This is a genomic window from Streptomyces sp. NBC_00045 (assembly GCF_045041095.1).
Lineage (GTDB): Bacteria > Actinomycetota > Actinomycetes > Streptomycetales > Streptomycetaceae > Streptomyces.
This window is the reverse complement of sequence record NZ_CP108271.1, coordinates 7,748,540-7,772,213: the sequence shown is the minus strand read 5'-3', so window position 1 is coordinate 7,772,213 and position 23,674 is coordinate 7,748,540. Positions and strand designations below refer to the sequence as shown.

Here is a 23,674-nt window from a genome sequence, read left to right as displayed (position 1 = left end):
AGCACTCAATGAGGAGCGCCCGTGACCCCCCAGCCCGCGCCGTCCCCACAGCCCAGCGACCCGTACGCGCAGCCCAACGACCCGTACGCGCACTCCGCCGACCCGCGCGACCTGGTGGTCGCGCTCAGCCCCTTCGAGGAGCCGCAGCCCCGCATCGTGATCGCCGCCGAACGAGCCGGCTCCCTCGGGCTGCTCGACCTCGGCCGGGACCCCGACGCAGCGTCGGCCGCCTTCGCGGAGCTCGCCCGCCGGATCGGCCCCCGGCGGCGCTACGGGGTGCGGGTGCCCGCGGGCTGCCCGCTCGGGCCGGCGCAGCTGCCGGCCGAGGTGGACACGGTGCTGCTCGCCGACCCCGCCGAGTACGGCCCGGAGCGGGTGGCCGACTGGGCGGCTGCAGCCGGGCGGCCCCGGGTGTGGGCCGAGGTCACCGGCCGGGCGGAGGCCCGTGCCGCGGTGGCCGCCGGTGCCGCGGCGGTCCTCGCCAAGGGGCACGAGGCCGGCGGCCGGGTGGGCGGGACCACCACCTTCGTCCTGCTCCAGCAACTGCTCTCCGACCCCGGCATCGACGTGCCGGTCGTGGCCTGGGGCGGGATCGGCCCGCACACGGCGGCCGCGGCCGTCGCGGGCGGAGCCGCGGGCGTCCTGGTCGACGTACAACTGGCGCTGACCGCGGAGGGCGAAGCCGGGCTGCCCGCCGAAGCGGCGGCGGCGATCCGGGCGATGGACGGCTCCGAGACCCGGCTGGTCGACGGCCACCGGGTGTACGCACGGCCCGACCTGCCCCCGCCGGACGGCCCGGCCGCGGCCCTGCTCGGGGCCCGGGACCTGCGCACGCAGCTGCTGCCCGTCGGCCAGGACGGGGCCGCCGCGGCCCGGCTCGCCGCACGCCACCGCACCACGGGGGGTGTGCTCCGGGCCGTACGGGCGGCCATCACGGGGCACCTGGCCGCGGCGGTGTCGGCGCGGCCGCTCCTGCGGGGCCGCCCCGTCGCTCAGGGCCCCATGACCCGGGTCAGCGACCAGGCGGCCTTCGCCGAGGCGGTGGCCGCCGCCGGCGGCGTCCCGTACCTGGCGCTCGCGGTGATGGAGGGGCCGGACGTACGCCGACTGCTGGCCGAGGCCGCCGAGCGGCTCGGCGACCGGCCCTGGGGCGTGGGCCTGCTCGGCTTCGCGCCGCCCGAGCTGCGGCGGGAGCAGCTGGCGGCCGTGGCCGACGTCAGACCGCCGTACGCGATCATCGCCGGGGGCAGTCCGGCGCAGGCGGCCCCCCTGGAGGCCGCGGGGACCCTGACGCATCTGCACGTGCCTTCGCCGGGCCTCCTGGAGCGCTACCTCGCCGAGGGAGCACGGCGGTTCGTGTTCGAGGGGCTGGAGTGCGGCGGCCACGTCGGTCCGCGCGCTTCCTTCCCGCTGTGGGAGGAGCAGATCGAGCGCCTGCTCGCCAGCCCCGAACCGGAAGCCCTCGACGTGCTGTTCGCCGGCGGGATCCACGACGGGCGCTCCGCGGCCATGGCGGTCGCGGCAGCCGCCCCGCTGGCCGAACGGGGCGCGCGGGTGGGCGTACTCATGGGCACGGCCTACCTGTTCACCGAGGAGGCCGTGGCGGCGGGCGCGGTCACGCCCCGGTTCCAGCAGGCGGCCGTGGACTGCTCGCGGACCGTTCTGCTGCACACCGCGCCCGGCCATGCCACACGCTGCGCGGACACGCCGTACGCCCACGCCTTCGAGGCGACCCGGCAACGGCTCGCCGGGAGCGGGACCGAGCCGCGCGAGGTGTGGGAGGAGCTGGAGCGGCTGAACCTGGGGCGGCTGCGGATCGCCAGCAAGGGGCTGCGCCGGGGCGGGGCGAAGCTGGAGCCGGTGGACCAGGAACGGCAGTACGCGGACGGGCTGTTCATGCTGGGTCAGGCCGCCACCCTGCGCACCGCCACCACTACGGTCGCCGCACTGCACGCCCAGGTGACCGACGGGGCGACGGAGTTGTTGGAGCGGCGGGCCGCGGCACTCGCGGCCCGCGGCCCGGGGGCGCAGTCCCCGGACCGGGCCGACCCGCTCGACGTCGCCATCGTCGGGATGGCCTGCGCCTACCCGGGCGCACCCGACCTCCCCGCGTACTGGGCGCAGATCCTGGCCGGGGGCGACGCGGTGACCGAGGTTCCGGCCGATCGCTGGGATCCGGCGCTCTACTACGACACCGATCCGGCGCGGGCCGGCGAGCGGACCCCCTCGCGCTGGGGCGGCTTCCTGGACCCCGTCCCGTTCGACGCCCTCGCGCACGGCATCCCGCCGTCCTCGCTGGCCGGGATCGAGCCGGTGCAGCTGCTGGCCCTGGAGATCTCGGCGCGGGCCCTCGGCGATGCCGGGTACGGCAAGGAGCGGGAGTTCGACCGCGCGCGGACCTCGGTGGTCTTCGGGGCGGAGGCCGGCACCGAACTGGCGGGCGCGTACGGGCTGCGGGCGCTGCACCCCGCCTACCTCGGGGAGCTGCCGCCCGGCCTGGACGAGCAGCTGCCCCGGCTGACCGAGGACTCCTTCCCCGGGATCCTCGCCAACGTGATCGCGGGCCGGGTCGCCAACCGGCTCGACCTCGGCGGTGCGAACTGCACGGTCGATGCCGCGTGCGCCTCCTCGCTGGCCGCCCTCGACCTGGCCTGTCGCCAACTGCGGGACGGCGACAGCGACATGGTGGTGTGCGGGGGCGCCGACGTCCACAACGGGATCAACGACTACCTGCTGTTCGCCTCGGTGCGCGCCCTGTCGCCGGGCGGGCGCTGCCGGCCCTTCGACGCCGCCGCCGACGGGATCGCGCTCGGCGAGGGGGTGGGCGCGCTGGTCCTGAAGCGGCTGGCGGACGCGGAGCGGGACGGCGACCGCGTCTACGCGGTGATCAAGGCGGTGGGGGCGTCCAGCGACGGCCGTTCCCTAGGGCTGACCGCGCCGCGGCCGGAAGGGCAGCGGCGGGCCCTGGAGCGGGCCTATGCGCGGGCGGGCGTCTCGCCGCGCCAGGTGGGCCTGGTCGAGGCGCACGGTACGGGCACGGTGGTCGGCGACAGCACCGAACTCGGCGTGTTGAACGAGGTGTTCACGGCGGCCGGGGCCGGGGTGGGCACCTGCGCGCTGGGCTCGGTGAAATCGCAGCTCGGGCACACCAAGTGCGCGGCGGGCCTGGCCGGGCTGATCAAGGCGGCCCGGGCGGTGCACGCCGGGGTCCGGCCGCCCACCCTGCACATCGAGCGACCGAACCCGGCCTGGCGGGCCGACGCCAGCCCGTTCGTCTTCGACACCGAGGCCCGGCCGTGGACGGTGCCCGCGGAGCGGCGGATCGCCGGGGTGAGCGCGTTCGGCTTCGGCGGCACCAACTACCACGCGGTACTGGCCGGTTACGCAGGTGCCGAGGAACCGGAGCAGGGCCGGGAGGACTGGCCGGCCGAACTGTTCTGCTTCCGCGGCGAGGACCGGCGGGCGGTGGGGCGGGCGATGGCCCGGCTCGCGGCGCGCCTTGAGGAGAACGACGCCGCCGGGCGGCCGTGGGCACTGCGCGACCTGGCTGCGGAGGTGTGCGCCGACTCCGGTCCGGTCCGGGTGGCGGTCGTGGCCGGCGATCTCGACGAGCTCGCGGCCCGGCTGGAGCGGGCCCGGGGGTTCACCGCGGGCGAGGGGGTGCACGTACGGGAGGAGTCGGCGGATCCGGGCCGGGTGGCGTTCCTGTTCCCGGGCCAGGGCAGTCAACGGGTCGGCATGCTCGGCGAGTTGTTCACGGCGTTCCCCGGATTGCGGGGGCTGCTGGACGGGGCCCCGCAGGCGGTGGTCTCGGCCGTGTTCCCGCCGGCGGCCTTCACGGCGCAGGAGCGGGCCGCCCAGCGGGCCGCGGTCACCGACACCCGGGTGGCCCAGCCGGCCCTCGGGCTGGCCGGTGCGGCGGCCCATCTGCTGCTGGGGCGGCTGGGCGTACGGCCGGACCACGTGGCCGGGCACTCGTACGGGGAGCTCACCGCACTCTGGGCGGCGGGGGCGTACGACGTGCAGGGCCTGCTGCGACTCAGCGCACGCCGGGCCGAGGCGATCGTGGCCGCGGCAGGGACCGACCCGGGGTCCATGGCGGCGGTGTCGGCCGCGCCGGAGGAGGTCCGGCAGATCATCGTGCGCGCCGGGTGTGTGGTGGCCAACCACAACGCCCCGCGACAGTGCGTGATCTCGGGGCCGACGGCCGCGGTCGCCGCGGCCGTGGAGTCGCTGCGCACGGCGGGATTCGAGGCGCAGTCGCTGACGGTGGCCTGCGCGTTCCACAGCCCGGTGGTCGCGGATGCGGCGGCCGTCCTGGCGACGGAGCTGGCCGGGACGGCGGTTGCCGACGCCGCCGTCCCGGTCTGGTCGAACACGACGGCCGCCCCGTATCCGGCCGGCGCGGATGCCGTGCGGGGGCTCCTGGCCCGCCAGGTCGCGGAGCCGGTCCGGTTCACGGACCAGGTCGAGGCCATGTACGCGGCCGGTGTCCGCACCTTCGTGGAGGCGGGGCCGGGGCGGGTCCTCTCGGGCCTGGTGGGCCGGATCCTGCGCGGCCGCCCGCACACGGTGGTCCCGCTGGACGTGCCGGGCGAGCACGGGCTGGTCCGGCTGGTCTCGGCGCTGGCCGAACTCGTCGCCGCCGGGGTCGCGGTCAGCCCGGAAGCGCTGTTCCGCGGGCGCACGTCCCGCCTCCCGGAGCGGGCCCCGCGCCGCCCCGGCTGGCTGGTGGACGGCCACCTGGTCCGGACCTCGGCGGGCACCCCGGTCCCGGGCGGCCTCCGGCCACCGCGCCGCATCACACCGCCCGCGCCGCCCGCTGCCCCCGTGCCCGAGGCCGCGCCCGGCGCCGCCCCGCACCCGTCGCTCGCGCCACAGCCGTCGCCGGCGCTGCCCGCGGCATCCGCCCCGGCCGCAGCCCCCGCGGCCGCGTTCGATCCTGCGCAGGACCCCCGCCAGCAGGCGGTACTGGAGTACCTGCGCGTCACCCGTGAGTTGGTCGAAGCCCAACGAGCCGTCCTGCTGGACTACTTGGGGGCCGCTCCGGTTCCGTCCCGGCATGAGGACAGGGGTGCCCGGGCTTGGCCGGGAGCCGTTGAAACCGCTACGAACGGCCACCGGCCGACGGTTGCCGTCGGCACGGCCGCTGCCGGACCGGCCGGACCGTCGGCTCCGGCGACGCCGCCCGACTACGCCACGGGCACCACGGTCCTGCCCGGCCCGGTCGAAGCGGATGCGCACGGCGGCCGCGTGACGCCGGTCGCGGTGGGGTCCGCCGATGAGGTGATGGACGCCGTACTGGAGATCGTCCACACCCGGACCGGATACCCGCGGGACATGCTCGACCCCGAGTTGGACCTGGAGGCCGACCTCTCCATCGACTCCATCAAGCGGGTCGAGATCATCGGCGCCCTCGCCGACCGGATCGGGCTGCCCCGGGACCCCGGCGGATCCGCCGAGCCGGCGGTCGAGGAGCTGTCCCGCATCAAGACCCTGCGCGGCATCGTCGACTGGATCACGGCGCACGCTCCCGGCACGGGCCACGCGCCCGCGGCTCCCCATCCCGCCGAACGCCCCCCGGGCCTGCCCGCGGGGGCCGCGGACACCGGAGGACCGGCCGAACCGGCTCCCGCACCCAGCCCCGTCCGCCGGTGGCGGGTGGACACCATCGCCCTCGGCCCCGCCGCCGGGGAGCCCGGTGGCCTGCGCGGCCTTCGGATCGGGGTCGTCGAGGACGGCCAGGGAGTCGCCCTCGCGCTCGGCCGGGCACTGCGGGACCACGGGGCCGAAGCGGTCACGGTGCCCGTCGGTGCCGGGACCGGGACCGGGACCGGTCCCGATGACGACGGCCCCGCGGACCCGGACACCGAGGCGGGTGCCCCGGCGGGAGCGGGGGCCGCGCTGGACGGCCTCGTCGACCTCTGCGCGCTCCGGCCCGGTCACGAGGCCGTTCTGCCCGCCGCCTTCCCGCGGCTCAAGCGCGCCCTCGTCTCCGGCGTGCCCCGGCTGCTCCTCGGCTCCACCCCGGGAACGGGGCTGCACGGCTTCGCCCGAAGCGCCGCCCTGGAGTTCCCCGCCACCCTCGTCCGCGCCGTGGACCTCGACCCCAAGGAGGACCCCCGGCAGTCCGCCCTCCGGCTGATCGCCGAGCTGAGTTCGGATGCTGCTGAAGGGCTCGCCTCGGTCGGTCACACCGCCGACGGGGCCCGGGCGACCCGTCGACCCGTTCCCGCGCCGCTCCGCGACGCCCCCGGAGGGACACCACCCCTCGGCCCCGACTCGGTGGTGCTGCTCACCGGCGGCGCCCGGGGCATCACCGCCCGGATCGCGCTCGCACTGGCCCGCGCCTCGGGATGCCACGTGGAGCTGGTCGGGCGGACGCCCGAACCACCGGCGCAGGAGGACGAGTTCGCACGGGCCGGCGACCGGGTGGCACTGCGGGCGGCCCTCATCGCCAACGGCCTGCGCACCCCGGCCGAGATCGAGGCCGCCGCCTCCCGCATCCTGGCCGAGCGCGAGGTCCGGGCGACCTTGAGCGCCCTCGCCACCGCCGCCGCATCCGTCCGCTACCACTGCGCCGATGTGACCGACGCGCAGGCCGTACGGGCCGTCGTGGCCGGCGTACGGGCCCGGCACGGCCGGCTCGACGGCATCGTGCACGGCGCCGGGACCCTGCGCGACGGGCTGCTGCGCGACAAGGATCCGGCGGCGTTCGCCGAGGTGTTCACCACGAAGGTGGCCGGCGCCAGGCACCTGGCGGCCGCGGCCGCCGAACACGGCAGCGCCCCCGCACCCGCCTTCCTGGCCCTGTTCGGCAGTGTCGCCGGGGTGTACGGCAACCGCGGGCAGAGCGACTACGCCGCAGCGAACGACGCCCTCGACGGGCTCGCCCTCTCCTGGGCCGACACCTTCCCGGGCCGGGTGCTCTCCGTCGACTGGGGCCCGTGGGCGGCCGGCGCGGGCGGAATGGTCACCCCCGAGCTGGAGCGCGCGTACGCCCGGCGCGGCATCCCGCTCATCACCCCGGAGGCCGGGACGGCCGCGTTCCTCGCCGAACTCGCCTACGGGAGCGACGTACAGGTGGTCCTGATGGCTCAGGAGGGCGCGGAGCATGAGTGAGCGACAGCGGAGCGGCCCGCGGCCGACCGACGCCGCCATCGTCGGGATGGGTGCGGTGTTCCCCGGAGCCGCGGACCTGGCCTCCTACCGGCGCAACCTCCTCGCCGGGACGGACTGCATCACCGAAGTGCCGCCCGGGCGCTGGGACCCGGAGGTGTACTACGACCCCGACGGCTCGGCCGGGCCCGTGCGCGGGGACCGGTTCTACTGCCGGCGCGGCGGTTTCGTCGACGGTCTGGCGGCCTTCGACCCGACCCGGTTCGGGATCATGCCGGCCGCCGTGGAAGGGGCCGAACCCGACCAGATGCTGGCCCTGCATGCGACGGCCGAGGCGATCTCCGACGCGGGGGGCGAGGACCGGCTGCCCGCCGACCGCTCCCGGATCGGGGTGGTGCTGGGGCGCGGCGGGTTCATGGGGGTGGCGACCGCCCGACTCGACCAACGGGTGCGGACGGCCCACCAGTTGGCGCAGACCTTGCGGGAACTGGCGCCCGAGCTGGGCGAACGGCGGATCGCGGCGGTGCGCTCCGCGTTCCAGGAGGCACTGGGTCCGGAGCGGCCCGACGCGTCGATCGGCCTGGTGCCGAGCTTCACCGCAGCCCGGACGGCGAACCGACTGGACTTCCGCGGCCCCGCGTACACGCTGGACGCGGCCTGTGCCTCCTCCCTGCTGGCGGTGGACCAGGCGGTGGCGCTGCTGGCGGGTGGGCGGTGTGACGCCGTGGTCGCGGGGGCCGTGCACCACTGCCACATCGCCACGCTGTGGAGCGTGTTCACCCAGCTGCGGGCGCTGAGCCCGAGCGAACGCATCCGCCCCTTCGACCGGCGGGCCGACGGGACCCTGCTGTCCGAGGGCACGGGTGTGGTGCTGCTGAAGCGGCTGGCGGACGCGCAGCGGGACGGCGACCGGATCTACGCCGTGATCCGCGGCACCGGTGTGGCCGGGGACGGCAGGGCAGCCAGTTTGATGAGCCCGCTGGTCGCCGGCCAGGTACGGGCGCTGGAGCGGGCCTGGCGGGAGGCCGGGCTGGACCCGCGGGCGCCGGGCGCGCTGGGTCTGTTGGAGGCGCACGGGACCGGCACACCGGTGGGCGACGCCGCCGAACTGGACACGCTGGCACAGGTGTTCGGCCCAGCCGGGGCTGCGGGACCCGGGGTCGGCTTCGGCTCGGTGAAGTCCATGGTGGGGCACACCATGCAGGCCTCGGGCATGGCCGGGCTGATCAAGGCGGCGCTCGCCGTGCGCGAGGGGATGCTGCCGCCCACCCTGCACGTGGAAGAGCCGCACCCGGACCTGGCCCGGACCCGGATGCGCCCGGTGACGGCGGCGGAGCCGTGGGAGCGGGGGCCGCAGCCGCGCCGGGCGGGGGTCAACGCGTTCGGGTTCGGCGGGATCAACGCGCACGCCGTGCTGGAGGAGGCCCCGGGTTCCACCGCGCCGGCGCAGGCGGTACGGCGCTTCCTGCCCTTGGGGGCCTCGGGCGCACCGGTGGTCGGGGCGGGCGCGCGGGAGGACGTACTGCTGCTCGGCGCGGACGGTCCGGCGGAGCTGGCGCGGCTGCTGGCCGCCGGTGCGGCGTCCGGCGGCGACGGGCCGTGCCGGCTGGCGGTGGTGGGGCCGACGCCGCAGCGCCTCGCGCTCGCCGCGAAGGCGGTGGGCCGCGGCCGGCCCTGGCGGGGGCGGGGGGACGTGTGGTTCACCCCGGAGCCGCTGGGCGGTCGCACGGCCTTCCTGTTCCCCGGCCTGGAACCGGAGTTCGCACCGGCACTGGACGAGGTGGCCGACCTGACGGGGCTGGAGCGACCGCGGCTCGGCCGGGGCGCCGAGCTAATGGAACGGGCGCTGGACGCCATCGCCACGGGCCGGTTCTACGCCCGGGTCCTGCCGGAACTCGGCATCGAGGCCGATGTGCTGGCCGGGCACAGTCTCGGCGAGTGGGCGGCGATGGTGGCCGGCGGGATGTACCCGCGGGAGGCGGCCGATTCCTTCCTGGAGTCGCTGCGGCCGGGCTCGCTGAAGGTCCCCGATCTCGTGTACGCGGCGCTGGGCTGCGGCGCGCGGCGGGCGGAGGCCGCGCTGCACGGCTTGGACGCGGTGGTGGTCAGCCACGACAACTGCCCGCACCAGTCGGTGGTGTGCGGGGAGCCGGCGGAAGTGGCGCAGGTCCTGGAGCGGCTGCGGCGGGAGGGCGTGCTGGGCCAGGAGCTGCCCTTCCGCTCGGGGTTCCACACGCCGATGTGGGAGCCGTACCTGGGGCAGGTCCGGGCGGCCTTCGCGCGGCTGCCGCTGCGCTCCGCGGAGCTGCCGGTGTGGTCGGCGACGACGTGTGCGCCGTTCCCGGAAGGGCCTGCCGAGGTACGCGAGTTGGTCGTACGGCACCTGTTGGAGCCGGTGCGGTTCCGGGAGTTGACGCTCCGGCTGTACGAGGAGGCGGGAGTGCGGAGCTTCGTGACGATGGGGCCGGGCAGCCTGCCGGGCTTCGTCGAGGACACCCTGCGGGACCGGCCCCACCTGTCGGTGGCCACGTCCTCACCCCGGCTGTCGGGACCGGCCGCCCTCCGGCGGACCTGCGCCGCCCTGTGGACCGAGGGGCACGCACCACGATGGGACGCGCTGTCCGCCCCCGCCGCCCGCCCCGCGCCGGCCGCGCCGGACCGGGCCGTCCCCCTGGACCTCGGTTCGCCGCTGGTCCGCCTGGGTGAGGGGGCGGCGTCCCTCGTGGGCGGTCTCGGTTCCAGGCCGGGTCCGGAACCCGTACCGGGGGCGGGCGGCCCGGTACCGCGGTCCGCGGCGGCCGCGGACCGGCCGGCGCCCTCCCCGGCGGACACGGACCGGCCGGTGCTGCTGTCCGCGCTGGACGCGGTGCTCGACGACACCCGGTCGGCGGCCCGGGCGGTGACCGAGGCTTGGTCCACCGTCCGGGGACCCTCACGTCCCGCGGCTGCCGCTGCGCTGCCGGGACCCGGCGGCCCGCAGCCCGGCGGCGCCGATCGTCGCGACGGCGACTTCGCCCGACGTCCGGCCGGTGCCGGCCGGCCTCCGCTCGACGGACCGGCGCCCGGGACGCCTCCGGGCGAGGGCGTACCCAGCTCGTCCCACGCCGGTTCGGGGAGGGCCACGGGGACGCACCGGCTCCGGGTGTCCCTCGACGCCATGCCCTACGTACGCGACCACTGCGTGTACCTCCAGCCCGAGGGCTGGCCCGAGGACTCCGACCGGTTCCCGGTCGTCCCCATGACGACCATGCTGGAGCTGGCCGCCGACGCGGCCCGTCGGCACGCCCCGCCGGGCGCCGTCGTCACCGGCTACGACGAGGTGCGCGCCCTGCGGTGGCTCCCTGCCGCGCCCGCCGTGGACGTCGACGTCCACGTCCACGGCGACGGCCCCGGACGGATCCGGATCGGGCTGGGCCCCTACGCCTCCGTCGTCGTGCTGTTCGGCCCGGGCCACGGGCAGCCGCCCGAGCCCGACACCACGCCGCTGCGGGAGTCCGGGACCGCCCCCGTCAGCGCCGAGGCCCTGTACCGGGACCGGTGGATGTTCCACGGCCCCCGATTCGCCGGCGTCCACGAGGTCCGGACCGTCGGCTCCGACGGCATCCAGGGAGTGCTGCGCGCGCTCCCCGACCCGGGTGCGCTGCTCGACGCCGCCGGGCAGCTGTTCGGGCACTGGATGCAGCTACGGCTCCCCGTCGACCGGCTGGTGTTCCCCGCCTCCATCGAGCGGATCCGCTACTACGGGCCCCCGCCCGCGCCGCACGCCCTGGTCACGGCCACGGCCCGGATCCGCGAGGTCCGCGCGGTCACCGTCCGCGGAGACCTCGAACTCCTCGACCCCACGGGCCGGGTGTGGGCCACGATCGACGGCTGGACGTACCGCCGCTTCGGGGCGGACGAGCGGGTGTGGCCGATGAAGTTCACCCCCGAGGTGTGCGGGATCGGCGAGCCCCGGCCCGCCGGCTGGTGTCTGGCCCGGCGGCGCTGGACGGATCCCGCCTCGCAGGAGCTGGTGATGCGCCGCTACCTCGGCGCCGCGGAGCGCACGGCGTACGAGCGGCTGGCGCCGCGCGCCCGGGCGCCGTGGCTGCTGGGCCGGATCGCCGCGAAGGACGCCCTGCGGCAGCTGCTCTGGGACGGGGGCGCCGGTCCGGTGTTCCCGGTGGAGGTCCCCATCGGCAACGACCCGGCCGGACGGCCCGTCCCCGGGGGCGCGTTGGCCCGCGGCTTCCGGCTGTCGATCGCGCACAAGGACCGGGTGGCCGTCGCCCTCGCCGATCCGTCCCGGCCCGTCGGCATCGACGTCGAGCCGGTGACCGGCGACCCGGACGCACTGATCCGGGTCGCGCTCACGCCGGCCGAACTGCTTCTGGCCGAGGACCTGGCCGCCCGCGACGGCTCCGGAATGCCGTCCGCCCTCACCGCCCTGTGGTGTGCGAAGGAGGCCGCCGCCAAGGCCCGCGGCACCGGGCTGGGCGGCCGGCCGCGGGAGTGGCGGGTCTCGCCCGACCCGGAGTCCGGCGGGCTGCTGGTGCGGTCGCCCGAAGGGCACGCGCACCCGGTGCGTACCGCCGCCCTCCCCGAACCCGGGGCCGACGCGTACCTCGTCGCCTGGACCGCCCACCCCGCGGCCCCTTCCCCCGTCCCCTTCCACCTCACGGAGACCAGCCATGGCCACTGACGTCCTCGCCGAGATCACCGGCATGCTCGTGGAGATCCTCGGCGACGAGTTCCTTCTCGCGGAGGAGGTCACGATGAGTACGAGCTTCAACGAGGATCTCGCCCTGGAGAGCATCGAGTTCGTCGCACTCGCCGAACAGCTGCACCAGCGCTACGGCTCCGAGGTGGACCTGATGGGCTTCCTCGCCGAGAAGGACATGGACTCGATCCTGGCGATGTCGGTCGGTGATCTCGTCACCCACATCACCCGGATCACCCACGCCTCCCTGGCCCGTACGTCGGCGACGGTCCCGGCGGCCGAGGGGCCCACTACTGCCGCGGCCGGCCGTGCGGGCGCGCCGGTCAGCGCGAAAACGGCCGGCTGAGCCCGCCATGGCCTTCGTCTGCGCGGGTTCCCTGCGCTTCCACGTCCAGCGGCTGCCGGCCTCGGCCGCCGGTCCCGACCGTCCCGTGGTGGTCTTCCTGCACGGGCTGGTCGTGGACAACCTGTCCTCCTTCTACTGCCCCCTGGCCGTCCCGACGGCCCGGGCGGGCCACGAGGCCGTCCTCTACGACCTGCGCGGCCACGGCCGGACCGAGCGCCCGGCCACGGGGTACGACAGCCGGAGCGCCGTGCGGGACCTCGTGTCGCTGCTGGGTGCGCTGGGCCTCGGGCACCGCCCGGTGCACCTGGTCGGCAACAGCTACGGCGCCACCCTGGCCCTGCACGCCGCCCTCGCCCGTCCGGACCTCGTCGCCGGGCTGACCTTGCTCGAACCCCCGCTCAGCGGAGCCTGGGTCGAGAACATGGTGGACACCCTGTCGGCGGCGGCGCTCAGCCTGGAGGACAGCCCGGTCCCCGCCGAGCTGCTCACCCTGCGCCTGCGCAAGGCCGCCAACCTGACCTCGATCGCCGACCAGTTGCTGAACCGCACCAGCCTGATCGACGACATCGCGGCGAGCCGGACGTTCACCGCGGCCGACTTCGCCCGGTTGGACTGCCCGACGCTGGTCATCTGCGGGGAGCATTCCGAACTGGTGCCGGGCGCGGTGGAGCTGGCCGGACGTGCACCGCGCGCCACGATCGAGATCCTGCCCGACCTCGGCCACGACGTGCTGAAGGAGAGCAGCGGGGTCCTGCGGGAGACCGTGCTCGCCCACCTCCGAGCGACGGCGGCGCGCACGGCGCGGACCGGGCGGGCGGCGGCGCCGGCCCCGCGGACGGGAGCGCTGGTCCGATGAGGGTGCTGTTCACCGTTCCGCCGCTGGCGGGGCACGTCAACCCTACGGTGGCGGTCGGCGCCGAACTGGCCGCCCGCGGGCATGAGGTCGCCTGGACGGGGCCGGCCGGGGCGCTGTCCCGGCTGCTGCCCGCGCACGCCCGGATCCTGCCGGCCGGGGACGAGGCGGGCGGGGACGAGGCGGGCGGGGGCTACGCGGCCCTGCACGAGCGCTGGCGCGATCTGCGCGGGGTCGGGGCACTGCGCTTCCTGTGGGCCGAGGCGCTGGTACCGCTGGCCCTGGCGATGGTGAGGGGGGTGACGGAGGCGGCGCACGCCTTCGCACCGGATCTGCTGGTCGCCGACCAGCAGGCGCTGGCCGGACCGGTGGTCGCCCGCCGGCTCGGGATCCCCTGGGCCACCTCGGCCAGTACGTCGGCCGAACTGACCCGGCCCTTCGCGGACTTCCCCAAGGTCGGCGAGTGGGTCTCCGGGCAGATCGCCGGTTTCCTCTCGGCGTGCGGGCTGCCGGAGCCGGACTGGGACCCGCGGTTCTCCGAGCGGCTGGTGATCGTCTTCTCGACTCCCGAACTCGTGGGCGCCGGGGCGGGGTTCCCCGCCCACTTCGCGTTCGTCGGACCCGCTTTCGGGGCCCGGCCGGCCGTACCCGGTTTCCCTTGGCAGCGACTGGACCCGGAGCGCCGACGGGTGTTGGTCTCCCTGGGCACCCTCAACCAGCAGGCAGGTGGCCGGTTCTACGCAACGGTGCTCGAAGCCGCCGAACGACTTTCGGGTGATGTGCAGTTGGTGCTGGCTGCGCCCGCCACGCTGGCCGGGCCGGTGCCGGGGAACGTCCTCCTGCGGGAGAGGGTGCCGCAGCTGGAGCTGCTGCCGCATCTGGACGCGGTGGTCAGCCACGGCGGCCACAACACCGTCTGCGAGGCGCTCGCGTACGGGCTGCCCCTGGTGGTCGCGCCGATCCGCGACGACCAGCCGATCGTGGCCCGGCAGGTCGTCGAGGCGGGGGCGGGGGTGCGGGTCCGCTTCGGCAGGACCCGGACCGAGGAACTGTGCGATGCGCTCACGGCCGTGCTGGACGATCCCGGCCCCCGCCGGGCCGCCCGGCGGATCCAGGCCTCCTTCGCCGCGGCGGGCGGGGCCGCCGCCGCGGCCGACCGGTTGGAGAAGCTGTCATGACACCAACCCTCTTCCGCCGGGTCCGGTGGACCTCCGCGCTGACCGTGGCCGCGCTCGGCGCGGGTACGGTGCGGGCCCGCCGCCGGCTGCGGGCCATCCCCGTACTGCCGGCGCCGCCGTCCGCGGCGGCCGGACTGCCCCGTGCCGCGGGGTGGCGGCTGCTGACCGCACACGGGGTCGAGGCCGGTCCGGCGACGTTCCTGGCCGCCTGCGCGCACGCCGACCGGGAGGGCCTGTGGGTGCTGGACCTGCTGCCGGCGGACCTCGCCGCCGAGCGGGTGCTGGGACTGCTGCGGCTGGTCGACCCGGGCCGGTACCGGGAGGACCGGCTCGCCGAGGGGCGCGGGGCCGGGTACGCCGTGCTGGTCGCCGAGGAGGTGCTGGCCCGGGCCGGGGTGGATCCAGCCGCAGTGAATCCGGGCGGGACGGACCCCGGCGCGCCCGGCGCGGGCCTGGAGCCGGCCGAACTCCTGGCGCTGACCCGCCGCTTGAAGGAGTACGCCGCCGGCTCCACGGGTCTGGCCATCGCGCCCGCGCTGTCCGTCGGCCGGACCGGGGACCCGGCGGGTGCGGTGCGGGCGGCCGAGCTGCGGGCCCAGGGGCTGCCGCCCGGGGCGCTGGCCGCCGCGCAGCTCGCCGGGGTGGCGCTGCTGGCCGGGCTCGCCGCGCGGCAGGGCCGGTGGGGTGCGGCCGCGGCCGGGCTGTACTGGCTGCAGCCGTACCTGGTGCTCGGCGGGCCCGGTGCCCCGCTGCGTCCCGCCGACCTGCCCTGGGCGACCGCCGCCCGGCCGGCGCGGTCCCTCGGCGCTGCCGTGCGCACGGCCGGTGCGGTCCTGCGTACGCCCGCGGAGACGAATGCCGACGCCGACCGGGCGGCAGCCGCGTACCGGGCCGAACTGGCCGGCGGCAGCGCCCGGTTCCTGGAGCCGCGCCGCCCGGACTGCCCCTGGTGCGGCTCCGCGCGGCTGTCCGTGCGCGTCCGGGTGCCCGATCTGCTCCAGGGCAAGCCGGGCCGGTTCACGCTGGAGCAGTGCGGGGACTGCGGGCACGTCTTCCAGAACCCCCGCCTGACGCTGGAGGGGCTGGAGTTCTACTACCGGGACTTCTACGACGGCCGCGGCGGCGAGGGGGCCGGCACGGTCTTCGGGCGGCTGGGCGACTCCTACCGCAAGCGCGCGGAGATGCTCCGGCCGTACACGGAGCACGCCCCGGCCTCCTGGCTGGATGTCGGAACGGGACACGGCCACTTCTGCAACGTGGCGCGGGCCCTCTGGCCGGACACCCGGTTCGACGGCCTGGACATGGGCGACGGCGTCGCCGGGGCCGAGCGGCGCGGCTGGGTGGATACCGGTTTCCAGGGCCAGTTCCCGGAGTTCGCGGAGAAACTGGCCGCCCGGTACGAGGTGGTCAGCATGTACCACTACCTGGAGCACACTCGGGATCCTCTCGCCGAGCTGGACACCGCTGCCGCCGTTCTCGCCCCCGGGGGGTACCTGGCGATCGAGCTGCCCGACCCCGAATCCCGGATGGCCCGGCTACTGGGGTCGGCGTGGCTGCCGTGGTTCCAGCCGCAGCACCAGCACCTGATCCCGGCGCCGAACCTGCGCGCGGCCCTGGCCGACCGCGGGTTCACCGTCCTGGCGGAGGAGCACGGCCCCGCCCACCAGGGCAATGACTTCTTCGGCGCGGTGGCCCTGACCACCACCCGGCTGGCACCGGATCCGGACCGCCCGTGGGCTCCCCCGGCCACGCCCGGCCGGCGCGCCCTGGCGCGTGCCGTACGGGCAGCGGCGCTGCCCTGCTTCGCCGGCGCGGCGGTGCTCGACGCGCTGCGCACGGTCGCGGCCCGGCAGACGGACGGCGGGAACGCCTACCGGATGCTGGCCCGCAGGGACGACCGTCCGCCGACGGCGCCCGGGGAGCACCGGTGACGGGGATCCGGGCCGACGCGACGTCCCCGCCCGACGCCGGCCCCGCGCCCACCGGTCCTGCACCCGCCAGTGCCGTGCCGGTCGGTCCCGTGCCGACGGACCTGGCCCGGCGGGCGACCGCCGACCCGCTCTTCCGGCTCGTCGCCTATGCCCTGGAGGCCTCGCACGGCCGGCCCCCGGCCGCCGTCTGGAGCGCCCCGTACGCCTTCCACCTGGGCTCCCCCGGACTGGTCGCGGCGGCCGGCTGGCCGGTGGCGGCCGCCGCGGCGCCGCGTACCGACGGGCTGGTGCGGCTCAGTTCCCTCGGGCACCCCGCAGACAGCTGCGATCTGCCGCTGGTCCCGGCCGGGCCGCCGCCGTCCGCCCCCGCCTGGGCCGTGCGCCCGTACGCCCTGCTGCGCGCGCTGGCCCGCGCCGGGTACGGACGCGGCGGCACCGACCTGCACGTCCAGGGCTCGCTGACGGACGCCGCCGGGCTGGCCACGGCAGAGCCCGCAGACTGCGCGGTCGCCCTCGCCGTGGCCGACGTACACGCCCCGGCGGGTGCGCGGCCGGACCGGGCCGAACTGGCCAGACTGTTGGCGCGGGAGCTACCGGACGGCGACGACGCGCTGCGCGCGGCGGTGCTGTTCGCCCGGCCCGGGACGTCCCTGCTGCTCGATACCGGGCGGGAGCGGCGTCACATCGGCTTCGATCCCGCCGCGTCCGGGACCCGGCTGGTGCTCCTCGCTGTCCGGGGCGATCCCTCGGACCGGCCGACCGAGCTGGCCCGGGCGGTGGCCCGCGCCCGCCGGGCCGGGGCGCTGAGCGCCTGGCCGCCCGGGCAGCGGCCGGGGCGGAGCGTGCTGGTGCTGCTGCCCGAGTCGCGCGTGACGGCCGTACGGGCCGCGGTGGCGGAGGACTTCCGCGGCCGGGGCCGGCCGGTACCGCGCTTCTTGAACATCGCCGTGGCCGGTGCGGCCCGGCGGGAGGAATGAACAACCGACATCGAGGAGGAACCGCTCATGCCCTCACCCCTGGCCGCCACGAGACGCCGGGCCCGCAGGTCCGCGCTCGTGGCCGCGCTCGGCGCGCTCGGCCTGTTGGGCGCCTTCACCGTGGCCAGTTCACAGGCGGCGGACGGCAGTGCGCAGCCGCCCCAGACGACGGCGGCCGCCGCGGGGCTGCCGACGTACGACCACGTGGTGGTCGCCGTCTACGAGAACAAGCAGTACGGCGAGATCATCGGGAGCGCGAACGCCCCGTACGTGAACCAGCTGGCGAACGGCGGCGCGAGCCTGACCGGCATGAAGGCCCTGACCCACCCCAGCCAGCCCAACTACTTCAACCTGTTCTCCGGCGCCACCCAGGGCATCACCGGGGACGGCTGCTACACCCCGCAGTCGATGAGCGCGGCCAACCTCGGCCAGGAGCTGATCGCGGCCGGGAAGACCTTCGCCTCGTACAACGAGGACCTGCCGGCCGAGGGGTCCACGGCCTGCACCAACGGCCAGTACGCGCAGAAGCACAACCCGTGGTTCGCCTTCAAGAACGTTCCGCTGAACACGGGGAAGACCTGGGCGCAGTTCCCGCAGAACGACTTCGCGGCGCTGCCGGACCTGTCGTTCGTCGTGCCGAACCAGTGCAACGACATGCACTCGTGCTCGGTGAACACGGGTGACACGTGGACGAAGAACAACCTCGACGCGTACGCGCAGTGGGCGAAGGCCAACAACAGCCTGCTGGTGTTGACGTGGGACGAGGACAACTACCTCGGCTCCAACCAGATCGCCACGGTGTTCTACGGCGCGAGGGTCAAGACCGGCACGTACGCCGCCGCCTTCAACCACCACCATCTGCTGCGCACGTTCGAGGACTTGTTCGGTACGGCGTCGCACGCGGGCAATGCGGCGAACGTCCAGCCGATCACCGAGGTGTTCGACGGGTCCACGACGCCGACGCCCACGCCGACTTCCACGCCCACGCCCACGCCGACCCCGTCTCCCGGTGACCTGAAGCTCGCGAACCCCGGCCCCCAGACCTGCAAGTTCAACCAGCCCTGCACCATCCAACTCACCGCCACCGGAGGCAAACCAGCCCTGCACTACACCACCACCGCACTCCCCTACGGCCTCACCATCGACCCCAACACCGGCCGCATCACCGGCAAACCATGGAGCAACGGCACCACCCAGATCAACGCAACCGCCACCGACACCACCCACACCACCGCCACCACCACCTTCCCCCTCACCGTCAACTGGTTCTGAACCCCGGCAGGGGGCGGGCGCCTGCCGCCCGCCCCCGAGCCGCTACAGGTACGGGTCGAAGGGGATGCCCGCCGGCTCGGCCTTCGCGAGGTGGGAGGAGAAGGCGCCGTCCTTCAGTCCGAAGTGCGCACTTCCGAAGTCGGCCTGGCTGAGCTTGTCCCGCAGGGTCGCCGGATAGCCGGACCAGCCGACGAGGGCGGGGAACTGCCAGGTGCCTCGGTGGTTCTCCGGCGGTTCGTCGTTGCTGTTCGCCGCGCGGAAGCAGTGCGTGCCGACGCCGTCCTTGTGATAGACGATCTTGGGGTGGGTGCCGTCCCAGCGGATCTGATCGTGGGTGTGGAGGGTGAAGTCACCATGGTTGGAGGTGGCGACGTACTTGGCCTCGTTGCCCTGGATCCACACCACCACGTGTTCCCAGTCGTGGCGGTGGCCGCCGAGGCTGATGCCGGGCACCGCCTGGTCCTTCTCGAAGTACAGCGCGTACACGACGGCGCACCAGCCGTTGTTGCAGGTGGCGCGGGAGTAGCCGTTGGTGTTGGCGAGGTCCGAGGCGTCGCGGCAGCTCCCGTCGAGGGCGCCGGTGGGTTTGAGGCCGCCGTTCAGGACTCCGTTCGGGCCTATCGCGGGAGTCGGGTAGCAGCCGTCCGTGTCGTAGTCGTACGCCGGCTGGAAGGTCGATTCGATCGCGTCGGCGTTGGCGGGGAGCGCCGGGGGCGGAGCCGCGAAGGCGGTCTGGGGGACGGCGACGACCAGCGCGAGGGCCGCGCCGACGACGAGGGCTGATCTCCGGATGGGGTGACGCGTCCGCACAGCAGGCCTCCCGGCCGATCGGTTCGCGGGTGCGCGGGGTTCCCGGCCGGGCCGGCCGGCGCGCCTGGAGCATCATTCGCGAACAGCCGGGTCGCGGCAAGTGGTGCGTGGCGCCCAACACAGCTTTGTCGAGGGGGAGTTGAACCGACCGCGAGTGTCGGAGGTCCGCTCGGGCACAGCCCCGACCACGGCCGGATCGCGGCGGGATCGCACCCCGACGACTGCCCTGAGGGCCGCGCGAGGCGGTCACCTGCGCCGGAGCCCCTGCGGCAGCTCCCGGTTCCCGTTCGAAACAGTGACATGCATCACTGCGGATCAAGCAGTCACGGAAGCATTACGTCCGTTCGCCTCTCCCCGACATGTCGATATTTGTCCCACTGGAATCGACATGCCCGTCTTCACCGGAATGGTCATCTCGCCCGGCCCGGCTCACCGCAGCAACTCGCCACGTCGCAGGCGTGTCTGATGGCCGGTCCCCGTCCCGCGCGGCCTGCCGGCGGCGCGGTCAGCATGACTGCCCGCCCTTTTCAAGCCCGGTGCCCGACGCCGGCGCACGGAGCGGGGGCGAGACTTGCCAGCCCGTTCCGGGGCTTCTAAGAATGGCGGCCCGGCCCCGGCGCTCCAGCAGCTCAGGCGCAGGACGCATCGCAGAAACCACGTGAGGTCACGCATGCACAAGCACCGCAAGAAATCGCACTACAAGAAGATATCGATCGCCGCCATCACCCTCGGCCTCGTGGGCATACCCACGGCCGCCATGGCGTGCCTGCACAACGACGGGCCGGGCGCGGCACGGGCCGGCCGCCACGGCGCCCACCCCTCGCACAGCGCCCCCTCCCCCAGCGAGTCGGTGCAGATCCTGTCGGCGCCGACGGACACCCCGGTCGAGACGGCGACGGCCTCCCCGGCCGGGCAGAGCACGACGGCGCCGCAGACCACGGAGCCGTCCTCCGCAGCGCCGAAGCCCCCCGTGACGAAGAAGCCCGCGCAGCCGGCCCCGGCCCGCCCGTCAACTCCGGTCGTCCCGGCGAAGCCGGCGGCCCCGGCCCCCACGGCATCCGGCCCGGCGGCCGAGGTGGTGGCCCTGGTCAACGAAGAACGTGCCAAGGTCGGCTGCTCGGCGCTCACCGTCAACGCGAAGCTGACGGCCGCGGCCGTGAACCACAGCCAGGACATGGCCGCGCACGCCAACATGTCGCACACCGGCTCCGACGGTTCGGACCCGGGCCAGCGCATCACCGCCAGCGGCTTCAGCTGGATGACCTACGGCGAGAACGTCGCGTACGGGTACAGCACGCCCGAGCAGGTCATGACCGGCTGGATGAACAGCCCCGGGCACCGGGAGAACATCCTCAACTGTGCGTTCAAGGAGATCGGCGTCGGCCTCGCGCAGCCGAACTCCTACTGGACGCAGGACTTCGGCACGGCCCGCTGACCCCTCCGCCGGCCCCGGATCGGCCTCAGTTCACCGCGCACCCGATCAGTGCGCCGATCCGGGCCCGTCGTCCGCGCCCGGCTCGGTCAGGGCGCGGGCGGATGCGTGTCCGGCACGGCAGGTCCCTCCCTCACTGGGCTTGGTCGGGAGACCGGTCATCGGCCTCCCAGGCGAATCCGTCCGGGTCGGTGAAGGCGTCGCCGCCGCCCAGCACGAGGCGGTGCGATCCCGTGCCGTCCGCGGGGACCCCGACCTCCTTGGCGAGGGTGCGGCGCCCGTACAGCGCCAGCGTGACGCCGTCCGACGGGGCTTCGAACTGGACGTACTTGCTGCCGAAGCTCTTCGCCACGGCGAGGCCCCGCTCGACGTAGAACCGCTTGCTCGCGGTGACGTCCTCGGCTCCGAGCAGGAGCACCATCTCGTCGAACTTCGGGGCGGCCGGACCCTTGTCCTTCTTCTCCGACGTCGCGATCTTCCAGATCGTCCCGTCCGGCGCCCGTACGACGCCGCCGTAGCCCCAGAAGGACTTCGCGGCGGGCTTCAGCGTCGTGGCGCCGGCGTCGAGGGCGGCGCCGATGAACCCGTCGACGACGGAGGGCTGGGACACCGTGAGCGACAGTGCGAACCCGCGGAAGCCGTCCGTGGGCGTCTCGGAGGCGCGCAGGCGCACGTGGGTGCCCACACCGAAGGCGGTGTAGAAGCGGTCGGCGGCCGTCAGGTCGGCCACCTCAAGGGTGATGGAGGCGATGGAGTTCATGTCCGTCACGCTAGTTGTGGCCCGGCGGCCGGCGCTTCTCGAATCCTGACCGGTCCTGTCGCCCCGGCAAAACAGTGCGGTCGCCCGCGCGATGCGGCGCTCCATCAGGTGGGCGTACGGCGAGCGGCCGTACGCGCGGTGGAACTGCCGGCCGAGCTGCCCGGCCGGCATGTCCGCGTCGCGGGCGAGCGCCGCGACGTCCAGCGGCAGCGCGTACTCCCGGTCGATCCGGTCGCGGACCCGGCGCAGTCGTGCGAGGTCCTTCAGGTGCTGTGCCTCTGCGAGTGCGCGCCCCCAGGCGGGATGGCACATGCGAGGACTCCTTCCGGTCGGTGCGGATGGGGTCAGCGGAGTTCCTGGAAGCGGACCAGGTTGCCGGCGGGGTCGCGGAAGGCGCAGTCGCGGACGCCGTACGGCTGCTCCGTCGGCTCCTGCACGACTTCGGCGTCGCCGGCCACGAGCTTCTCGAAGGTGGCGTCGAGGTCCGGGGTGGCCAGCAGGATCCAGCCGTAGGTGCCCTTGGCCATCATCTCGACGACGGTGCGGCGCTCGGCCTCGGTGATGCCGGGGTCGGCGGCCGGCGGCGCCAGGAGGAGGGACGTGTCCGGCCGGCCGACGGGGCCGACCGTGATCCAGCGCATCTTGCCGTGCCCGACGTCGCTGCGGACCTCGAACCCGAGGACGTCGCGGTAGAAGGCCAGGGCGGCCTCCGGGTCGTCGTGCGGGAGGAAGCTCGTGTGAATGGTGATGTCCATGACCATCACGCTAGTGGCGGCACGGCGGTGCGCGCTTCTCCATTCCTGACACTCCGTACTGCAACGGGGGGAGTGACGCGGGGAGCAGCGCGAGGCGTGCGACCGGGCGCGCGGGGGCGGGCCGCATCCTGACCTCCCGTACCCGTACCGCCCGTACCGCACGGAGGAACCATGGCCGAGCACGCCGCACACCAGGCCACTGCCGCGGCGCTGCTGCGCCACCCCAAGTTGTGGCTCGTGCCCACGATCCTCACGGCGCTGCTCGCGCTGCTGCTGTCGCTCCTCTACATGGGCGGCATCGTCAACCCCAACCGGGAGCTGAACGACCTGCCGATCGCCCTCGTCAACGACGACACGGGCAAGCCGCCGCCCGGTCAGAAGGAGAACCTGGGCACACAGATCACGAGCGCCATCGCGGCCGACACCGGCGGCGGCAAGGTCGATTGGCGCACGCTCACCCACGCCGAGGCGCGGGACCAGCTCGAATCCGGCAAGGTGTACGGCGCCCTCCTCGTCCCGGCCGGCTTCACGGACACCGTCACCGCCCTCACCACCCCGGCTGCCACCCGGCAGCCGACGCTCACCGTGCTCACCAACCCCGGCAAGGGCAGTCTCGGCTCCTCCCTCGCCAGTCAGATCACGACCAAGGCCGCCCATCGGGCGTCCCGGGCCATCGGCGGACAGCTCACGAAAGCAGCGGGCCCGCAGGTCAGCCCCACCGTGAAAGTGCTGCTCGCCGACCCGGTGGACGTCGTCACCCAGGTCGGACACCCGATCGGTGCCGACAGCGGCCTCGGCCTGACCGCCTTCTACTACACGCTGCTGCTGGTGCTGGCGGGGTTCATGGGAGGCAACGTGATCAGCAACGGCGTCGACACCGCACTCGGTTACGCGGACAACGAGATCGGCCCCTGGCACACCCGCCGGCCCACCGTGCCGATCAACCGCACCCAGACGCTGCTGCTGAAGATGGTGATGACCGCGGGCATCACCCTCGTCAGTGCCTCATTGATCCTCGTCGCCTGCGTCGGCGTCCTCGGCATGGACGCGTCCCACCTGCCGCTGCTGTGGGTCTACTCGTACTGCGCGGCCCTCGCCGTCGGGCTCGGCGTACAGGCCATCAACGCCGCGTTCGGCGGGATCGGCCAGCTCGTGTCGATGTTCGTGTTCATCGTCCTGGGGCTGCCCTCCTCGGGCGCCACGGTGCCGCTCCAGGCCGTCCCCGGCTTCTACCGCTTCCTGTCCCGCTTCGAGCCCATGCGGCAGCTCAGCGACGGCGTACGGGCGATCCTCTACTTCGACGCCCGCGGCGACGCGGGGCTCAGCCGCTCCTGGACCATGATCGCGATCGGCGCCGTCCTCGCCCTGCTCTTCGGCTTCGCCATGACCAGGTACTACGACCGGAAGGGGCTCAAGAGGCTCGCGCCGCAGCCCGTATGAGCCCCCGGTCCCGTACGCGGGAACCGGGGCGGTTCATTTCCCGACGGTGTTCATCAAGATGATCGCCGCCAGATCGGCGAGGATCACGAAGAGGATGCCGCA

The 23,674-nt window shown here is 75.0% G+C and carries 13 protein-coding genes and 1 pseudogene; 10 read left to right on the top strand and 4 right to left on the bottom strand.

All coding sequences use genetic code 11. From position 1 onward, the window contains the following. Nucleotides 1–21 precede the first annotated feature (21 nt). Genes OHA65_RS35865 through OHA65_RS35830 form a run of 8 tightly spaced genes read left to right on the top strand, consistent with a single transcriptional unit; the run spans nucleotide 22 to nucleotide 18,375 of the window. Nucleotides 22–7,122, top strand: coding sequence for an SDR family NAD(P)-dependent oxidoreductase (locus OHA65_RS35865; RefSeq protein ID WP_405763314.1), 7,101 nt, complete (start codon nucleotides 22–24; stop codon nucleotides 7,120–7,122). Next, nucleotides 7,115–11,800, top strand: a complete 4,686-nt coding sequence (locus tag OHA65_RS35860) for a beta-ketoacyl synthase N-terminal-like domain-containing protein (RefSeq protein WP_405763313.1) — start codon at nucleotides 7,115–7,117, stop codon at nucleotides 11,798–11,800. The genes OHA65_RS35865 and OHA65_RS35860 overlap by 8 nt, the downstream gene beginning before the upstream one ends. Next, the gene (locus OHA65_RS35855) at nucleotides 11,790–12,164 is read left to right on the top strand and encodes an acyl carrier protein (RefSeq protein ID WP_405758639.1); all 375 of its coding nucleotides are present in this window, start codon (nucleotides 11,790–11,792) and stop codon (nucleotides 12,162–12,164) included. The genes OHA65_RS35860 and OHA65_RS35855 overlap by 11 nt, the downstream gene beginning before the upstream one ends. Nucleotides 12,165–12,171: 7 nt before the next feature. Continuing rightward, complete coding sequence (locus tag OHA65_RS35850) at nucleotides 12,172–13,020, top strand: alpha/beta fold hydrolase (protein WP_405758637.1); 849 nt, start codon at nucleotides 12,172–12,174, stop codon at nucleotides 13,018–13,020. Next, nucleotides 13,017–14,195 (top strand): glycosyltransferase, encoded by a 1,179-nt coding sequence (locus tag OHA65_RS35845; RefSeq protein WP_405763311.1) that lies wholly within the window; start codon nucleotides 13,017–13,019, stop codon nucleotides 14,193–14,195. Before OHA65_RS35850 ends, OHA65_RS35845 begins: the two co-directional genes overlap by 4 nt. Then, nucleotides 14,192–16,126: a methyltransferase domain-containing protein gene (locus OHA65_RS35840; protein ID WP_405763310.1), complete on the top strand. Its 1,935-nt coding sequence runs from the start codon at nucleotides 14,192–14,194 to the stop codon at nucleotides 16,124–16,126. The genes OHA65_RS35845 and OHA65_RS35840 overlap by 4 nt, the downstream gene beginning before the upstream one ends. After that, the gene (locus OHA65_RS35835; RefSeq protein WP_405763309.1) at nucleotides 16,123–17,103 is read left to right on the top strand and encodes a galactokinase; all 981 of its coding nucleotides are present in this window, start codon (nucleotides 16,123–16,125) and stop codon (nucleotides 17,101–17,103) included. Before OHA65_RS35840 ends, OHA65_RS35835 begins: the two co-directional genes overlap by 4 nt. A 27-nt stretch (nucleotides 17,104–17,130) precedes the next feature. Continuing rightward, entirely contained in the window at nucleotides 17,131–18,375 is a 1,245-nt protein-coding gene (locus OHA65_RS35830; RefSeq protein ID WP_405763307.1) for an alkaline phosphatase family protein, read from the top strand. A 42-nt stretch (nucleotides 18,376–18,417) separates the two neighbouring features. On the opposite strand, the gene OHA65_RS35825 is transcribed toward OHA65_RS35830, so the two are convergent. Next, nucleotides 18,418–19,185, bottom strand: a complete 768-nt coding sequence (locus OHA65_RS35825) for an NPP1 family protein (RefSeq protein WP_327280280.1) — start codon at nucleotides 19,183–19,185, stop codon at nucleotides 18,418–18,420. A gap of 670 nt (nucleotides 19,186–19,855) precedes the next feature. Between OHA65_RS35825 and OHA65_RS35820 the strand changes: the two genes are divergently transcribed. After that, complete coding sequence (locus OHA65_RS35820) at nucleotides 19,856–20,620, top strand: CAP domain-containing protein (protein WP_327280279.1); 765 nt, start codon at nucleotides 19,856–19,858, stop codon at nucleotides 20,618–20,620. Nucleotides 20,621–20,750: 130 nt separating this feature from the next. Here the strand turns inward: OHA65_RS35820 and OHA65_RS35815 are convergent, their stop codons facing one another. The 3 genes and pseudogenes from OHA65_RS35815 to OHA65_RS35805 form a co-directional block, all read right to left on the bottom strand. Then, entirely contained in the window at nucleotides 20,751–21,377 is a 627-nt protein-coding gene (locus tag OHA65_RS35815; RefSeq protein WP_327285912.1) for a glyoxalase, read from the bottom strand. Nucleotides 21,378–21,434: 57 nt separating this feature from the next. After that, nucleotides 21,435–21,689 (bottom strand): annotated as a pseudogene (locus tag OHA65_RS35810) (AraC family transcriptional regulator); the annotation flags it as partial. A gap of 32 nt (nucleotides 21,690–21,721) precedes the next feature. Then, nucleotides 21,722–22,132, bottom strand: a complete 411-nt coding sequence (locus tag OHA65_RS35805) for a VOC family protein (protein ID WP_327280278.1) — start codon at nucleotides 22,130–22,132, stop codon at nucleotides 21,722–21,724. A 171-nt stretch (nucleotides 22,133–22,303) separates the two neighbouring features. Between OHA65_RS35805 and OHA65_RS35800 the strand changes: the two genes are divergently transcribed. Further along, nucleotides 22,304–23,572: a DUF3533 domain-containing protein gene (locus OHA65_RS35800; RefSeq protein ID WP_327280277.1), complete on the top strand. Its 1,269-nt coding sequence runs from the start codon at nucleotides 22,304–22,306 to the stop codon at nucleotides 23,570–23,572. Nucleotides 23,573–23,674: the final 102 nt, after the last annotated feature.

Excerpts from the sequence above, each read along its gene's own strand:
- OHA65_RS35830 (WP_405763307.1), top strand. The coding sequence starts at position 17,131 with ATGCCCTCACCCCTGGCCGCCACGAGACGCCGGGCCCGCAGGTCCGCG.
- OHA65_RS35860 (WP_405763313.1), top strand. The coding sequence starts at position 7,115 with ATGAGTGAGCGACAGCGGAGCGGCCCGCGGCCGACCGACGCCGCCATC.
- OHA65_RS35800 (WP_327280277.1), top strand. The coding sequence starts at position 22,304 with ATGGCCGAGCACGCCGCACACCAGGCCACTGCCGCGGCGCTGCTGCGC.
- OHA65_RS35850 (WP_405758637.1), top strand. The coding sequence starts at position 12,172 with ATGGCCTTCGTCTGCGCGGGTTCCCTGCGCTTCCACGTCCAGCGGCTG.
- OHA65_RS35820 (WP_327280279.1), top strand. The coding sequence starts at position 19,856 with ATGCACAAGCACCGCAAGAAATCGCACTACAAGAAGATATCGATCGCC.
- OHA65_RS35805 (WP_327280278.1), bottom strand. The coding sequence starts at position 22,132 with ATGGACATCACCATTCACACGAGCTTCCTCCCGCACGACGACCCGGAG.
- OHA65_RS35845 (WP_405763311.1), top strand. The coding sequence starts at position 13,017 with ATGAGGGTGCTGTTCACCGTTCCGCCGCTGGCGGGGCACGTCAACCCT.
- OHA65_RS35840 (WP_405763310.1), top strand. The coding sequence starts at position 14,192 with ATGACACCAACCCTCTTCCGCCGGGTCCGGTGGACCTCCGCGCTGACC.
- OHA65_RS35815 (WP_327285912.1), bottom strand. The coding sequence starts at position 21,377 with ATGAACTCCATCGCCTCCATCACCCTTGAGGTGGCCGACCTGACGGCC.
- OHA65_RS35855 (WP_405758639.1), top strand. The coding sequence starts at position 11,790 with ATGGCCACTGACGTCCTCGCCGAGATCACCGGCATGCTCGTGGAGATC.